Origin of the sequence: Pseudonocardia sulfidoxydans NBRC 16205 (genome assembly GCF_007989085.1) — a bacterium.
Lineage (GTDB): Bacteria > Actinomycetota > Actinomycetes > Mycobacteriales > Pseudonocardiaceae > Pseudonocardia > Pseudonocardia sulfidoxydans.
The window spans coordinates 134,509-148,834 of record NZ_BJVJ01000005.1 but is presented as its reverse complement, the minus strand read 5'-3'; the positions used below and the strand labels follow the sequence as shown (position 1 = coordinate 148,834).

General features: G+C 73.3%; 15 protein-coding genes. 12 read left to right on the top strand and 3 right to left on the bottom strand.

Annotated elements, in window-relative coordinates; translation table 11 throughout:
* Positions 1–213: 213 nt before the first annotated feature.
* The 5 genes from PSU4_RS04670 (at position 214) to PSU4_RS04650 (ending at position 4,444) form a co-directional block, all read left to right on the top strand.
* Positions 214–1,659: an APC family permease gene (locus tag PSU4_RS04670; RefSeq protein ID WP_147102714.1), complete on the top strand. Its 1,446-nt coding sequence runs from the start codon at positions 214–216 to the stop codon at positions 1,657–1,659.
* A 47-nt stretch (positions 1,660–1,706) separates the two neighbouring features.
* A complete protein-coding gene (locus PSU4_RS04665) occupies positions 1,707–2,411 on the top strand; it encodes an IclR family transcriptional regulator (protein ID WP_246114937.1) in 705 nt (234 codons plus the stop codon).
* A gap of 248 nt (positions 2,412–2,659) precedes the next feature.
* Positions 2,660–3,508 carry an IclR family transcriptional regulator gene (locus PSU4_RS04660; RefSeq protein ID WP_246114936.1) on the top strand — a complete coding sequence of 283 codons (849 nt, stop codon included), beginning with the start codon at positions 2,660–2,662 and terminating at the stop codon, positions 3,506–3,508.
* A gap of 115 nt (positions 3,509–3,623) precedes the next feature.
* Positions 3,624–4,019 (top strand): cupin domain-containing protein, encoded by a 396-nt coding sequence (locus PSU4_RS04655; protein WP_147102711.1) that lies wholly within the window; start codon positions 3,624–3,626, stop codon positions 4,017–4,019.
* Complete coding sequence (locus tag PSU4_RS04650; protein WP_246114935.1) at positions 4,016–4,444, top strand: carboxymuconolactone decarboxylase family protein; 429 nt, start codon at positions 4,016–4,018, stop codon at positions 4,442–4,444. Before PSU4_RS04655 ends, PSU4_RS04650 begins: the two co-directional genes overlap by 4 nt.
* A 3-nt stretch (positions 4,445–4,447) precedes the next feature.
* Here PSU4_RS04650 and PSU4_RS04645 read toward each other — a convergent pair whose 3' ends face one another.
* Together PSU4_RS04645 and PSU4_RS04640 are read right to left on the bottom strand one after the other, a co-directional pair.
* A complete protein-coding gene (locus tag PSU4_RS04645; protein WP_246114934.1) occupies positions 4,448–6,082 on the bottom strand; it encodes a class I adenylate-forming enzyme family protein in 1,635 nt (544 codons plus the stop codon).
* 13 nt (positions 6,083–6,095) lie between these two features.
* Complete coding sequence (locus tag PSU4_RS04640) at positions 6,096–6,854, bottom strand: IclR family transcriptional regulator (protein ID WP_147102707.1); 759 nt, start codon at positions 6,852–6,854, stop codon at positions 6,096–6,098.
* A 372-nt stretch (positions 6,855–7,226) separates the two neighbouring features.
* Between PSU4_RS04640 and PSU4_RS04635 the strand changes: the two genes are divergently transcribed.
* From PSU4_RS04635 to PSU4_RS04620, 4 genes are read left to right on the top strand one after another with little or no spacing between them, the layout of a single operon-like run.
* Positions 7,227–8,117, top strand: coding sequence for a branched-chain amino acid ABC transporter permease (locus tag PSU4_RS04635; RefSeq protein WP_246114943.1), 891 nt, complete (start codon positions 7,227–7,229; stop codon positions 8,115–8,117).
* Positions 8,114–9,166, top strand: a complete 1,053-nt coding sequence (locus PSU4_RS04630) for a branched-chain amino acid ABC transporter permease (protein WP_147102704.1) — start codon at positions 8,114–8,116, stop codon at positions 9,164–9,166. Before PSU4_RS04635 ends, PSU4_RS04630 begins: the two co-directional genes overlap by 4 nt.
* 3 nt (positions 9,167–9,169) lie before the next feature.
* Positions 9,170–9,916 (top strand): ABC transporter ATP-binding protein, encoded by a 747-nt coding sequence (locus PSU4_RS04625; RefSeq protein WP_147102702.1) that lies wholly within the window; start codon positions 9,170–9,172, stop codon positions 9,914–9,916.
* Positions 9,913–10,671 carry an ABC transporter ATP-binding protein gene (locus PSU4_RS04620; protein WP_147102700.1) on the top strand — a complete coding sequence of 253 codons (759 nt, stop codon included), beginning with the start codon at positions 9,913–9,915 and terminating at the stop codon, positions 10,669–10,671. The genes PSU4_RS04625 and PSU4_RS04620 overlap by 4 nt, the downstream gene beginning before the upstream one ends.
* A gap of 53 nt (positions 10,672–10,724) precedes the next feature.
* On the opposite strand, the gene PSU4_RS04615 is transcribed toward PSU4_RS04620, so the two are convergent.
* Positions 10,725–11,285 carry a carboxymuconolactone decarboxylase family protein gene (locus PSU4_RS04615; RefSeq protein ID WP_147102698.1) on the bottom strand — a complete coding sequence of 187 codons (561 nt, stop codon included), beginning with the start codon at positions 11,283–11,285 and terminating at the stop codon, positions 10,725–10,727.
* 193 nt (positions 11,286–11,478) lie between these two features.
* Between PSU4_RS04615 and PSU4_RS04610 the strand changes: the two genes are divergently transcribed.
* The 3 genes from PSU4_RS04610 to PSU4_RS04600 all read left to right on the top strand — a co-directional run bounded on the left by PSU4_RS04610 (position 11,479) and on the right by PSU4_RS04600 (position 14,324).
* Positions 11,479–12,300: an SDR family NAD(P)-dependent oxidoreductase gene (locus PSU4_RS04610; RefSeq protein WP_147102696.1), complete on the top strand. Its 822-nt coding sequence runs from the start codon at positions 11,479–11,481 to the stop codon at positions 12,298–12,300.
* A 73-nt stretch (positions 12,301–12,373) separates the two neighbouring features.
* Positions 12,374–13,324 (top strand): thiamine pyrophosphate-dependent dehydrogenase E1 component subunit alpha, encoded by a 951-nt coding sequence (locus PSU4_RS04605; protein ID WP_147102695.1) that lies wholly within the window; start codon positions 12,374–12,376, stop codon positions 13,322–13,324.
* Positions 13,317–14,324: an alpha-ketoacid dehydrogenase subunit beta gene (locus tag PSU4_RS04600; protein WP_147102693.1), complete on the top strand. Its 1,008-nt coding sequence runs from the start codon at positions 13,317–13,319 to the stop codon at positions 14,322–14,324. The genes PSU4_RS04605 and PSU4_RS04600 overlap by 8 nt, the downstream gene beginning before the upstream one ends.
* Positions 14,325–14,326: the final 2 nt, after the last annotated feature.

Sequence of the window (14,326 nt, the reverse complement as noted above, 5' to 3'; positions counted from 1 at the left end):
GCGGGTGTGAACAGGAGACGACCGTCACTGCCCGCGACGAGGAGGTCAAAGGCCGGTCCCGGGCAGCGCGAATCCGGCCGGCCGACGTTCTCACGCCCCGGGAATCGGCCCGCGGGAATTCTCATTCGACCCGTCGCCGCAGGTCGGAGGCTGGATTCCGGGACGGACACGGCCGTAGGCTCCGGCTCGATCCCCGACCGGCGAGGAGGCCCGTTGCGCGACCGCCCCGTGCTGCCGCGGCTTCGTGAACGCTCGCCCGTGCACGGGCTGCGACGCCGCGGGCTCGCGCCGCTGGAGGTGTTCGCGCAGTCGGTGTCGGGTGCCGCGCCGTCAGCGGCGATGGCGGCCACCCCGGCGATCGTCGCGGCGTCGGCGGGTGGCGGGACGGTGTGGTCGTTCGTCGTCGCGACGGGACTGGCGCTGCTGATCGCGAGTTGCGTCGCCCGCTTCACCCGGCGGATGGCCGCGACCGGCGGGCTCTACAGCCTCACCGCGAAGGGCCTCAACCCCGGCGCCGCGTTCGCGTCCGGGGCGGCGCTGCTCGTCGGCTACGGGATGCTCGCCGCCGCGGCGCTGACCGGCGGCGCGACGTATCTGCAGGCGCTCGTCGCCCGGCTCGGTGGGCCCGTCTCGGTGTGGGTGCCCGTCGGGGCGGTCGTCGTGGTCGGGTTCGCCGCGGGCACGCTGGCGCTGCGCGGTGTGCGGCTGTCGGCGCGGGTGGTGCTGCTGGTCGAGCTGGTGTCGATCGTGCTGATGCTCACGATCTTCGGCCTGCTGCTCGCCTCGCCGCCCGCCGGACCCGACCTGCCGCAACCGAGCCCGGGGGTGGGCGGGATCGTCGCCGGGGTGCTGCCCGCGCTCGCGGCGTTCATCGGCTTCGAGATCGCGACGGCGCTCGGCTCCGAGACGCGCCGCCCGTTCCGCACCGTGCCCCGCGCGGTGACGTGGACGGCCGCGGTGTCGGGGCTGCTGTGCGTGTTCGCCGCGCAGACCCAGGTCGTCGGGTTCGCGTCGGTGCCCGGCGGGCTCGCCGCCCAGGACGCCCCCGTGCCGGTGCTCGCCGCCGCCGGCGGCTGGCCGTGGCTCACCCCGCTGCTCGACCTCGGCCTCACGATGTCGTTCTTCGCCTGCGCCCTGGCGACCACCAACGCGCTCGCCCGCGTCCTGTTCTCCCTGGCCCGCGACGGCGTCGCGCCGCGCGCGTTCGGCCGCACCCACCCCCGGTTCGCGACCCCGCACGTCGCGATCGCCGTCGTCGTGCCCGTGCTCGTGGTGGGGCTCGCGGCGACCGTCGCGGCCGGGACGGCGCTCGCGCCGCTGCTGGTGTTCCTGCTGACGGTCGCGACCGGCGGTTTCCTCGTCGCCTACCTGCTGGTGTGCCTCGCGGCCCCGGTGTTCCTGCGCCGCATCGGGGAGCTCACCTGGAGCGCCGTCGCCGCGACCGCCGTCATCGTGCCGATCCTGCTCGCCGCGCTGGTCGCCTACGTCCTCGCCTCGGGCCGGACACCGGTCGTCGTCGTGCTCGCCGCGCTGGCCGCCGCGGCCGTCGGCTGGTTCGTGTGGGCGAGGCTGCGCCGCCCCGCCGAGGTCGCGTCGATCGGTGTCTACGACGAGACCGTCGCCGCCGACGTCCTGGGCGACCCGGGCCGGGCCGCGTGACCGCGCCGCGGGACCCGCTCCCGCTCTCGGGCCGCCAGCCCCGGGCCGTGCGCAGCGCGCTGGCCGTGCTGGAGGAGGTCGTCGCCGCGGGGCCGGGCATCACCGCCAAGGAGATCTCCGCGGCGCTGAAGATGCCGCAGGCCACCACCTACCGGCTGCTGAACCTGTTGGTGGGGGAGGAGTACCTGGTCCGGCTGCCCGACCTGAAGGGGTTCGCGCTCGGGCGCCGCGCCGCCCGGCTCGCCGTCCCGGTGACGACCACCCCACCGACCGCGGCCCGCGCGGTCGTCGACCATCTGCGCGGGCTGGTCCGCTGGGGTGTGCACCTCGCGTCGTTCGGGGCGGGGCAGGTGACTCTCGTCGACCCCGACCCGGACCATCCCCCCAGCGACGCCGCGCTGCTGGCCCGCTACCCGCAGGTGTCGGCGCTGGGCCGGCTGCTGCTGGCCGACCAGCCGGAGTGGCGCGCGCTCGTCCGTGAGCTGCGGGTGTTCACCGAGCACACGGTGTCGTCGACGAGCGAGCTCGCCGCCCGCATCGACGAGGTCGCCCACGACGGCATCGCCCGCCAGTGCGGGGAGCTGCGCGCCGACCGCGGCTGCCTCGCGGTGCCGGTGCGGGCGCCCGGCGACGGGCGGCTCGTCGCCGGTCTCGCGTTGTCGGGCCCGGCGACGCGGGTGGCCGACCCGAACATCGAGCTCGTCGCGCTGCTGCGCGAGCACGCCGACCGGCTGGCCCCGCTGCTGGCCTGAACCGACGCACCGGGCGCAACCCCACTGCTGTCGCCGGCGGGCTGCCGCGCAGTGAGGTTGCGCCCGGGTCTGGGTGGGCCCTGCCGGACGGCCTCTGTTCGCTCGCATCGTGAGCTGCAGCGTCAGAATGTGGGAGGTCGTCAGGGGACGTCACGGCGCGTCGGCGATACGATGCGCGGCGTCACGTGGGGTCGGTGCACGCCGGCGGCGACCCGCTCCGTGGGTGGCCGAGGCAGGCGAGGACGTGGGTGAGAGCTGTGACCGAGAACGCCGCCGGTGTCGACGGGCCCGAGGCACACGCGGGGGAGGGTCGCGGTGCCGCGGCGCCGCTGCTGGTGCTGCGCAAGATCGTCCAGATCCTCGACGCGTTCTCCATCGAGTCCTCCGAGCTCGGCCTGCAGCAGATCGCCCGCGCCACCGGCCTGCCCGCCAGCACCTGCCAGCGGTTGGTGCGCAACATGGTCGCGGAGGGCTTCCTCGACCGGGTCGACGACCGCTACCGCATCGGCATGGGCCTGGTGCAGCGCTCCGCGCCCGGCACGTTCGGCCTCGATCTCGTCGCGCTGTCGCGCCCGGTGCTGCAGGCGTTGCGCGACGAGACCGGCGAGACCGCCAACCTGTACGTGCGCAGCGGCCCCTACCGGACGATCGTGGCGCTCGCGGAGTCGCGGCACCCGGTGATGCGGCTGTTCGTCGTCGGCATGGTGATGCCGCTGCACGCCGGATCGGCGGGCAAGGTGCTGATGGCCTGGGACCCGACCGCGTGCACGGAGGCGGTCGGCCACGGGCTGGGGCGCTTCACCGACCACACGGTCGTCGACGTCGACGTCCTCACCGCCCAGCTGGCCGACGTGCGTGAGCTCGGGTACGCCGCCACCTTCGAGGAGCGCGACGCGGGCGCGGCCTCGATCAGCGCGCCGGTGTTCGGGCTGTCCGGTGAGCTGGTGGCCGCGCTGGGCATCGGGGCGCCGCTGCAGCGGTTGGGCCCCGGCGACGTCGAGCGGCTCGCTCCCGTCGTCGTGGCGTCGGCCGCGGAGGCGTCGCGGCGGCTGGGGTTCCGCACCGACGTCCGCGCGGCGGTCGAGCGCACGGGCTGAACCCGCCGCCCACTCCTCGGGGCCCGTCCGGCGTTGTGGCAGATTGTCTGACAGTCCGACGAAACACGACCGGTCAGCAACGACAGGACCGGTCGGTGACGACAGGGAGGTCGACGTGGAGATCGTCAGGGGGCGCGCCCCGGAGGGCACCCCGACGCAGGTGCGCAGCGACACGTTCACCGGGACCGTCTACGGGGACCCGGTCCTGCCGGCCACCGACGGGACGACGATCGGCTCGGTCACCTTCACCCCGGGCGCGCGGACGTACTGGCACAGCCACACCGCCGGCCAGCTCCTCGTCGTCACCGCGGGGCTGGGCTGGGTGTGCACCAAGGGGTCGACGCCCGAGGTGGTGCGCGCCGGTGACCTGATCTGGGTGCCGCCGGGCGAGGAGCACTGGCACGGCGGGACCGCCGACACGATCATGACCCATCTCGCCGTGTCGCTGGGCCCGACCAACTGGGCCGACGAGGTCGCCCAGCACGACTACCTGTCCCGGGAGGACACGTGAGCGAGTTCGGACCGGGCAGCACCCACTGGGACGCGGGCCTCGCGGTGCGTCGCGCCGTCGTCGGCGACGCGCACGTCGACCGCTCGATGGCCGCGGTGAGCGAGTTCTCCCGGCCCGTCCAGGAGTTCGTGACGGGCGCGCTGTGGGGCGGGGTGTGGACCCGTGACGGGCTCGACCGGCGCACCCGCAGCCTGCTGACGATCGTCATGCTCACCGCGCTGGGCCGCAACCACGAGCTGTCGGTGCACGTGCGCGGCGCGGTCCGCAACGGGTGCACGCAGTCCGAGATCCAGGAGGCCCTGCTGCAGACGGTCGCCTACTGCGGCGCGCCGGCCGCGCTGGAGGCGTTCCGGGTCGCGGAGTCGACCCTCGCCGAGCTGTCCGACGACGACATCGAGGCCGGTGGGAAGGCGGCGCGGGAGTAGGCGTCAGCCGGCGCGGCGGACCCGCTCGGCCGCATCCGCGGCGAGCGTGAGCCGGGTCAGCTTCCCGGTCCCGGTGCGCGGCAACGCGTCCACGACGACGACCTCCCACGGCACCTTGTACCCGGCGATCGCCGCGCGGCAGTGCTCGCGCAGCTCGTCACCGGTCACCTCGGCGCCGGGGACGAGTGTCGCGAACGCCATGACGACCTCGCCGCGTCCCGGGTGCGGTGCTCCGACGACGGCCACCTCCGCGACGGCCGGGTGCGCGGCCAGGAAACCCTCGACCTCGGCGGGCGCGACGTTGATGCCGTTGGTCTTGATCATGTCGGTGAGCCGGGCGCCGAACTCGACGAACCCGTCGGCTCGGATGCGCAGCCGGTCGCCGGTGCGGTACCAGCCGTCGGGGGTGAGCGCCGCGGCGTTGTTCTCGGCGGTCTCGGCGTCGTCGCCGAGGTAGCCGCGCATGACCCGGCCGCGGACCTGCAGCTCCCCGAACTCGCCCACGGGCAGGACGGCGCCGGAGTCGTCGACGACGCGCAGCCGGTTTCCGGGCAGCGCCGGGCCCTGGGTGGCCAGGCGCAGGTCGAGCGGGGCGTCGTGCGGGGTGACGCAGCAGTTGCCGTAGGTCTCGGTGGAGCCGTAGATGTTGCAGATCTCCGGGATGTCGAGGACGTCGACGATGCGGCGCAGCTCGTCGGGACGTCCGATCGACAGCCCGGTGCGCAGCGTGGTGACGGCGCGGACCTGCTCGGCCACCCCGGCCAGGGCGTCGGCGAGGGTCGGCAGCAGGTAGGCGGCGGTGCAGCGCTGTTCGGCGAGCATCGCCGCGGTCGCAGCGGGCTCGAACCGGTCCTGCGCGACCAGGCATGCGCCGTGGGTGAACGTGGCGGGCAGGGCGTTGGCGGCGCCGAAGCTCCAGAACAGCGGGGAGCCCAGCCACACCCTGTCGTCGGCGCCCAGGCCCATGCGTTCGCCGATGTGGAAGCCGTTGACGACGGTGTCCCGCTGGCGCAGCGGCACGGCCTTGGGGTGGCGGGTGGAGCCGGAGGTGTAGAGGACGAACGCCGTGTCGTCGGGCCCGGCGGCGCACACGTCGGACGGTGCGACGTCGGTGACCGCCGACCAGCGACGCGCCCCACGGGGTACGTCGGTGCCGGGGTCGCGGTCGAGGACGACGACCTCGCGCAGCGCCGGGAACGCCGCCGAGGTCCACTGTCCGGGATCGGCCTCCCACAGCTCGGGCGCCGGCTCGCGCAGCGCGCCGAGCAGGTCGCTGGAGCGGACGGCGGCATCCATGACCAGCACGGGGGCGCCGCACGTCGCGAGCAGGTGCCGCAGGTCCCACGCCTTCACCCAGGTGTTGACGGCGTCGACCCGCGCCCCGGTGCGCATCGCCCCGAGGGCGGCGGCGAGCCATTCGGCACTGTTCCCGGCGAGCAGCGCGACGGGTGCGCCCGGCCCGGCGCCCAGCCCGGCGAGCGCGGCGGCGGCGCGGCGGGCGGCGTCGTCGAGCTCCCGGTAGGTCCAGGCCGTCGACGCTCCGGGTGCGCCCGCGACGACGGCGGGCGCGTCAGGGGAGACCGCGGCGAGGTCGGCGACGAGCGCGGGCAGCGTGGGAGCGCCGGGGACGTCGGGCACGGGGCCTCCTGGGTCAGCCGGCATCGGCGGCCGCGGCCGGGTCGACGAGCTCCGCCTCGATCGCCGCCGAGGTCGCGTGCATGGCGTCGGTGACCTCGCCCAGGCGGCGCGCGGGCAGTGTCGTGCGCAGCGCGGAGACGTGGACGGCCGCGACGACGACGCCTCCGGGATCCCGGACGGCGGTCGCGAGGCCGACGACGCCGCGGATGCTCTCGCCCCGGCTGATCGACACGCCGCGGCTGCGGATGCCGGCGAGGTCGCGGTCGAGCTCGGCGGGGGAGGTGCGCGTCTGCGGGGTCAGTGCCGGGCGGGGCTTGCGCAGCATGGCGTCGGTGACCTCGGGCCGGTACGCGGCGAACAGCTTGCCGACGGCGGTGCTGTGCAGGTGCAGGCTGCGCCCCAGGGGGATGTCGAGGTTGACGTGCTGGCGCCCGGCGTGGCGGGAGACGTAGACGACGCGGCTGCCGGTGGCGACGGCGAGGTAGGTGTCGAAGCCGGTGCGGTCGGCGAGTACGTCGAGATGGGGTGCGGCGACGCGGCGGACGGCGACGCTGTCGAGCACGCCGATCGCGGTGCGGATCGCACGCGGGCCGAGGCCGTAGCGGCGGCCGGACAGGTGCAGTGTCTTGGCCTCGACCATGGCGCGCAACAGGTCGTGGGTGCTCGACAGCGGGAGGTCGAGGCGGGCGCTGAGCTCGGAGACGGTGCCGGGCCCGTGGGCGGCGAGGTGGTCGACGACGTCGAAGATGCGGCCGAGGCGCCGACTGTCCACGGTGTGCTCCCGCGTCCGTGGCGGCCCCGGTGCAGGGGAGGCGGCGCCGCCTGTTCTCCGCCGCTCCGGGCCGGGGTTCCGGGATCCCGAAGGGACGGCCGCGTCCGAAGGTAGGTCGCGGCGGCCCGCGCGGACAAGGCGCTTTCGCGTTCACGGAGGAACGTGACGGCGGGCCCGGACGCGCCCAGACTCCGGCGCGCGCGGGTGCTCCGACCTGCATCCAGCCGGTCCTTGACTCACCTCGGAGCCACGGTTAGCTTCCCTTCACATCTTTGAGTGCATATTCAGGATGTGAAAACTCGGCCCGGTTCGACCGGGCAGCTCGTCCCGGAACAGACGATCCTCGGTCCAACGGCGGAGCGTGATCCCTTGGTGACGACTCTCGTGCAGACGCTGGTGAGCGGAATCCTCGTCGGCGGCCTTTACGGGCTGTTCTCCAGCGGCCTGACCCTGATCTTCGGCATCACCCGGGTCATCAACTTCGCCCACGGCGACTTCGTGACCCTCGGGATGTACGGGGCGGTCCTGCTGTTCGCGAGCGCGGGGCTGAGCCCCCTGATCGGCATCGTGCCCGTCGCGATCATCTCGTTCGTCCTGGGGCTGATCGTCTACCGCGTCATCGTGCGCCGGACGCTGTCGGTCAAGGGCATCTCGGCCGTCGACGCCCAGCACGGCCAGCTCGTGCTGACGCTCGCGGTGTCGATCCTCATCTCCAACGTGCTGCTGATGATCTTCGGACCGTCGCCGCAGGCGGTGCAGGGCGTCCTCCCGGCGGTCTACGACGTCTTCGGCGTCTACATCGCGCAGGCGCGGCTGGTGTCGTTCCTGATCGCGCTCGTGGTGTTCGGGCTGCTCTACCTCGCGCTGCAGCGGACGTTGTACGGCAAGGCGATCCGCGCGACGGTCGACGACCGCGACATGGCATCGATGGTCGGCGTCGACCCGAACAAGGTCTACGCGGTGAGCTTCAGCGTCGGGATCATGCTCACCGGCGTCGCGGGCTGCGTGCTCGCCACCTACTACCCGGTGACGCCGACGACCGGTGCCGGCTTCCTCATCATCGCGTTCGTGACCGTCGTGATGGGCGGGCTGGGCAACGTCGTCGGCGCGTTCGTCGCGGGCCTGCTCGTCGGCATCATCCAGCAGGTCACGGCCATCTACGTCGCCGTCGACCTGCAGGACGTCGGGCTGTTCCTGGCGTTCGTGCTGGTGCTGGTGCTGCGACCGCAGGGCATCCTCGGCGGACGGAGGGCCTCCGCGTGAACGCCGTGACGCGCCGGCTGCGCTCCACCGGCGGCCTGGGCATCGTCGTGCTCGTCCTGGTCGCGAGCCTGCCGCTGTGGTTCATCCAGACCAACTTCGTGCTCAGCGTCGCGACGCTGAGCCTGATCTTCATGGCCGCCTCGCTGGGCTGGAACGTCATCAGCGGGTTCGGCGGCCAGATCTCGTTCGGGCACAGCATCTTCTTCGGCCTCGGTGCCTACACGACGGCGATCCTGCAGGTCCATTACCACCTCAACGCCTACCTGGGGATGCTGCTCGGCGTCGTCGTCGCGGTGGTGCTCGCGGTCCTGCTCGGCGCGGTCACGCTGCGGTTGCGGGGCATCTACTTCTCCCTGGCGACGTTCGCGCTCACGCTGGTGTTCGCGATCCTCACCGGGCACTACGAGGGCTTCACCGGCGGCGAGGTCGGCCTGACCCTGCCGCTGCTCGGCGACGCGCCGGGAGAGTTCTCCTTCGAGAACAAGGTGACCTTCTACTGGATCGCGATGGTCCTGGCCGCGCTCGCGTTCGTCGCGACCTGGCTGGTGCTGCGGTCGCGGCTGGGTCTGCAGCTGCGCGCGATCCAGGCCGACCAGGAGGCCGCGCAGGCCTCCGGCGTGCTGGCGTTCCAGGTCAAGCTCACCGGGCTGGCCATCAGCGCGGTGCCCGCCGCGCTGGCCGGGTCGGTCTACATGCAGTACGTCGGGTTCATCGACCCCGACAGCGCGTTCGGCGCGACCCTCGCCACCCAGATCGCGGTCATCGCGTTCGTCGGTGGCGCGGGCAAGCTGTGGGGGCCGGTCGTCGGCGCGGTGATCCTGGTGCCGCTGCAGCAGCTGCTCAACTCGTCGCTGTCGGCCTACCCGGCCGGGTTCAACCTCGTCGTCTACGCCCTCGTCGTGCTCGTGATCCTCTGGATCGAGCCGCGCGGGATCATGTCGATGCGCATGCGGCGCCGGCGTCCGCGCCCGCCCGCGGGTGGCGCGCCACCACAGGTACCGGACCTCGAGCCGGCCGCGGCCGTCCCCACGAGCAGAGAGGCGGGCTGAGCCGTGCCGGGACCACTGCTGCGTGTCGAGGGCCTGACCGTCCGCTTCGGCGGCCTCGTCGCCGTCAACGACGTCCACTTCACCGTCGACGAGGGCGAGCTGCTGGGCATCATCGGCCCCAACGGCGCGGGCAAGACGACGATGTTCAACGCCGTCGCCGGTGCCGTCCGCCCGACGTCGGGCAGCATCCGGATCGGCGACGAGCTGGTCAGCGGCAAACCACCGGAACGCGTCGCGCGCCTGGGCATCGCCCGGACGTTCCAGTCGGTGCGGCTGTTCAAGGCGATGACCGTGCGGGAGAACGTGACGCTGTCGGCGAGCACCGTGTGCCCGTCGATGGCCGCGGCCCACGCGCGCGCCGACGAGGTCGCCGAGCTGCTGGGGATGACGGCGCTGCGCCGGATCCGCGTCGAGGAGCTGCCGCTCGCCGACCAGAAGAAGGTCGAGATCGCCCGCGCGCTCGCGTTGCGTCCCAGGCTGTTGCTGCTCGACGAGATGATGAGCGGGCTCAACCAGGCCGAGACGCGCGACCTCATCGGCGTCATCAAGGCGCTCAACGGCGACGGCCTCACCACGATCGTCATCGAGCACGTCCTGCGGGTGATCATGGAGCTGAGCCACCGCGTCCTCGTCCTCGACCACGGCGTGCGGATCGCCGAGGGCCCACCCCGGGAGGTCATGCGCGACCCGCGGGTCGTCGAGGCCTACCTCGGCCGCAGCGCCGCACAGAACCTGGGGGAACCGGCATGAGATGGCCCTGGCGTCCGGCCGTGGCCGCGCGCGACTCCAGCCCGGCGTCGCTGCGCGTGCAGAACCTCTCGGTCGACTACGGCAACATCCGCGCGCTCGTCGACGTCTCCTTCGAGCTGCGGCCCGGCGAGTTCATGGGCGTGCTCGGCGCGAACGGGGCGGGCAAGTCGACGCTGCTCAAGGCGGTGTCGGGGCTCGAGCGCCCGGCGGCGGGGTCGATCCGGCTCGGCGACACCGAGCTCGTCGGCACTCCCGCCCACCGCATCCCGGCGACGGGACTGGCGCACGTGCCGGAACGGCGGCGGGTGTTCCCGTCGTTGTCGGTGCAGGACAACCTCGCGCTCGGGGCCTGTGCGACGCCGGCCGACCGGTCGCGCGCCGAGCTGCTCGACGAGGTGTTCACGCTGTTCCCGCGGCTCGAGGAGCGGGCGACGCAGCTCGCGGGGTCGCTCTCGGGCGGCGAGCAGCAGATGCTCGCGGTGGGCCGCGCGCTGATGCTGGCACCGCGGCTGTTGATGCTCGACGAGCCGTCACTGGGGCTGGCGCCGGTGATCGTCGAGGAGATGTTCGACCGGCTCGCGGCGATCCACCGCGAGCTCGGCGTCTCGATCCTGCTCATCGAGCAGAACGCGACGCAGGCCCTCGAGGTCATCGAGCGCGCGATCGTGCTCACGACGGGCGAGGTCACCTTCACGGGGACCCGCGAGGAGCTCGGTGGCAGTGAGTACCTGCAACGCGCCTACCTGGGCCTGTGAGCAGGTGGCGGGCGGTGGCGGGCCCGATCGGGGGACGGGCCCGCCACCGGCTCTCACGCGAGGGGCTTCTCCGGCAGCGGGAACTGCTCCAGGTACCCCGCGTAGTCGGGTTCGACGTCGATCTGCAGCGTTGCGAGGATGCGGATCACCGCGCTGTAGAACGACGCCACGATCACCAGGTCGACCAGCCGGGCCCGACCGAGTCGGGTCTCCAGTGCCGACCAGGTGGCCGGGCTCATCGACCGGTCCGCGGTGACCTCCCGGGCGCCGGTGGTCACGAGCGTCTCCAGCTCGCCGAGGGCGTGCTCCTCGCCGTTGCTCGCCCTGACGAGCTGGGTGACGTCGTCGTCGGTGACGCCGAAGTCGTGCCCGATCTTGACGTGGTGGCTCCATTCGTAGGGGCTCGCGGTCAGGTATCCGACCTGCAGGATCGCCAGCTCGCGCAGCCGTGGGTCGAGCTCGCACCCGTGCCGGATCCACTGGCCGAGGACCTGGAAGTGCCGCAGCCCGTCGGGGCTGTTGGCGAGCCCGCGGAAGAGGTTGATCGGCCTGCCGAGCAGTTCGCGATCGGTCTCCGCGAGGTCCGACTCGGACAGATAGGGCACCAGTGCCATCGTCGCTCCGTGTGGCGGTCCGGGGTGTCCGCGGGGGTGCTCCACGACCGTCGGACCGCTGGTCGGCGCCGGGTTCCCGCGGGTGCCCCGGCGGTGTTGACGGGGCGACGGCCCATGATTACCGTCGTTCACGAATTGACGCAAGTATTCACTATTTGAATTTGTCGGTGCGAGATCGACGAAGGGGTCGGCGATGGCACAGCCGGGAACCGGCAGGGTGGCGGGCAGGGCGGCGCTCGTGATGGGCGGCGGCCAGACGCCGGGACAGACCGCCGGCAACGGGCGCGCGACGTCGGTGCTGCTCGCCCGGGAGGGCGCGAAGGTGCTCGTCGCCGACCGTGACCTCGCCGCCGCCGAGGACACCGTGAAGCAGATCACCGGTGAGGGCGGCGAGGCCGTCGCGATCGCCGCCGACGTCACCATCGAGGACGAGGTCGCCGCGGCCGTCGCCGCCTGTGCGCAGCGGTGGGGCAGCCTCGACATCCTGCACAACAACGTCGGCATCTCCATCGCCGGCGGGGACGCCCCCGTCGCCGACATCGAGGCCGACGCGTTCGCCCGCATCACCGCGGTGAACCTGCAGGGCATGGTGATGACCTGCAAGCACGCCATCCGGGTCATGCGCGACCAGCCGCGCGGCGGCGTCATCACCAACATCTCCTCGATCGCCGCCCAGATCAACTACCCTTTCGTCACCTACCGCACCTCCAAGGCCGGGGTCGTGACGCTCACCGAGCACATCGCGATCACCAACGCGCAGTACGGGATCCGGGCCAACGCGATCCTGCCCGGCCTGATGGACACCCCGATGGCGATCGAGAACCGCGTCGGTCTCGGCGGGCGCACCCGCGAGGACGTCTACGCCGAGCGCAACTCCCACGTCCCGCTGCGCAACACGATGGGCACCGCCTGGGACGTCGCCAACGCCGCGCTCTTCCTGGCCTCCGACGAGGCGGCCTTCATCACCGGCGTCGCCCTGGCCGTCGACGGCGGCCAGAGCCTCGCCACGGGCTGACGCCCTTGTGAGCGGCAATAGTCGCCATAGCGACTATTGCCGCTCACAGCGGACATGAGAGGACAGGACAGAGATGGACGGCAGTCAGCCGCTCGCCGACCTGCGTCAGGTCTGGCGGATGCGCGCCTTCGAGGAGCGGGTCCGGGAGCTGCGGCTCGCCGGTGACGCCGTCGGCTCGATCCACCTGGGCATCGGCCAGGAGGGCGTCGCCGTCGGCGCGTCCTGCCTCATCGGCCCCGACGACGCCGTGTTCGCCACCTACCGCGGCCACTCCTGGGCCATCGCGTGCGGGGTGGAGCCGGAGAAGCTGTTCGCCGAGATCCTCGGCCGCGCCACCGGCATCAACGGCGGCCGCGGCGGGTCGGCGCACCTCACCGCCCCCGGCTACCGGTTCTTCGGCGAGAACAGCATCGTCGGCGCGGGCGCCCCGATCGCGTGCGGCGCGGCGCTCGCCGGCCGCCACGACGGCACCGACCGCGTCGCGCTCACCGTGTTCGGCGACGGCGCGATGAACCAGGGCGCCGTGCACGAGGCGATGAACTTCGCCGCCGCGTTCTCGCTGCCCGTGGTGTTCCTGTGCGAGAACAACTCGTGGTCCGAGCTCACCGCGATCGACGAGATGGTCGGCGAGCCGCAGCTGTGGCGGCGCGCCGCCGGCTACGGGATGCCCGGCGAACGCATCGACGGCAACGACCCCGAGCAGGTCCGCGACCGCCTCGGCGACGCGTTCGAGGTGGCCCGCGAGGGCGGCGGCCCGACGCTGGTCGAGGCCATGACGCAGCGGCTCGTCGGCCACTACATCGGCGACGCCGACCAGTACCGCCGTCCCGGCGAGCGCGAACGTGACGCCGAGAACGAGCCCGTCGCCCTGCTGACGCGGCGCCTGCGCGACGCCGGGGTCCCCGACGACGAGATCGCCGGCACCGAGCGCGCCGCCCGCGAGGAGATGGACGCGGCGTCGGCCGTGGCGCTCGCCGCGCCGCCCGCCGACCCCGCGACCGCGAAGGAGCACCTCTATGCCTGACACGTCCGTGGCAGCGCGCCCGGAGGCCAGGGAGCTGACGTACGGCGAGGCCGTCAACGCCGCGCTGCGCCGCTGCCTCGACGAGCGTCCCGACACGCTGCTCTACGGCGAGGACATCGCCAAGCCCGGCGGCGTCTTCGGCGTCACCCGCGGGCTGCGCCGCGACTTCGGCGACCGCGTCTTCGACACCCCCATCAGCGAGTCCGCGATCCTCGGCTCCGCGGTCGGGGCGGCGATGCTGGGGCGGCGCCCGATCGTCGAGATCATGTGGGTGGACTTCTCCCTCGTCGCGTTCGACCAGGTCGTCAACCAGCTCGCCAACGTGCGCTACGTCAGCCGCGGCGAGCTCACCGCACCGGTCACGATCCGCACCCAGCAGGGCAGCGCACCCGGTGCGTGCGCCCAGCACAGCCAGAGCCTGGAGGCGCTGTTCCTGCACGTCCCGGGCCTGCGGGTGTGCATGCCGTGGACCGCGCAGGACGCCTACGACCTGCTCGTCGCCGCCGTCGCGAGCGACGACCCGGTGCTCGTGATCGAGAACCGGACCCTGTACCCGGCGGGGAAGGGGCCGGTGGCGCTGGGCGGGCCCGTCCAGACGCCCGGCGGGCTGCGGGTGCGCCGCGAGGGCAGCGACGCCACCGTCGTCACCTGGGGCGCGATGACCGCCCGCGTACTGGCGGCCGCGGCCGGCCTCGCCGACGAGGGCATCTCCCTGGAGGTGCTGGAGACGGTGTGGCTCAACCCCTTCCCGACCGACGAGATCGTCGCGAGCGCCACGCGCACCGGGGCGCTGGCCGTCGTGCACGAGGCGAACGTGACGGGCGGGTTCGGCGCCGAGGTCGTCGCCCGTGTCGCCGGCCGGGGCGTCCCGCTGCGGGTGCCGCCGCTGCGTCTCGGTCTGCCCGACACCCGGGTGCCCGCGGCGCCCAGTCTGGTCGCCGGCCTGCTGCCCGGCCCCGACGCCGTCGCGGGCTCGGTGCGCGACTGGCTCCGAACCTGAGA

What these genes read in the sequence shown, in the direction of transcription:
- PSU4_RS04620 (WP_147102700.1), top strand. Translation starts at nt 9,913, where the DNA reads ATGAGATGGCCCTGGCGTCCGGCCGTGGCCGCGCGCGACTCCAGCCCG.
- PSU4_RS04615 (WP_147102698.1), bottom strand. Translation starts at nt 11,285, where the DNA reads ATGGCACTGGTGCCCTATCTGTCCGAGTCGGACCTCGCGGAGACCGAT.
- PSU4_RS04610 (WP_147102696.1), top strand. Translation starts at nt 11,479, where the DNA reads ATGGCACAGCCGGGAACCGGCAGGGTGGCGGGCAGGGCGGCGCTCGTG.
- PSU4_RS04605 (WP_147102695.1), top strand. Translation starts at nt 12,374, where the DNA reads ATGGACGGCAGTCAGCCGCTCGCCGACCTGCGTCAGGTCTGGCGGATG.
- PSU4_RS04600 (WP_147102693.1), top strand. Translation starts at nt 13,317, where the DNA reads ATGCCTGACACGTCCGTGGCAGCGCGCCCGGAGGCCAGGGAGCTGACG.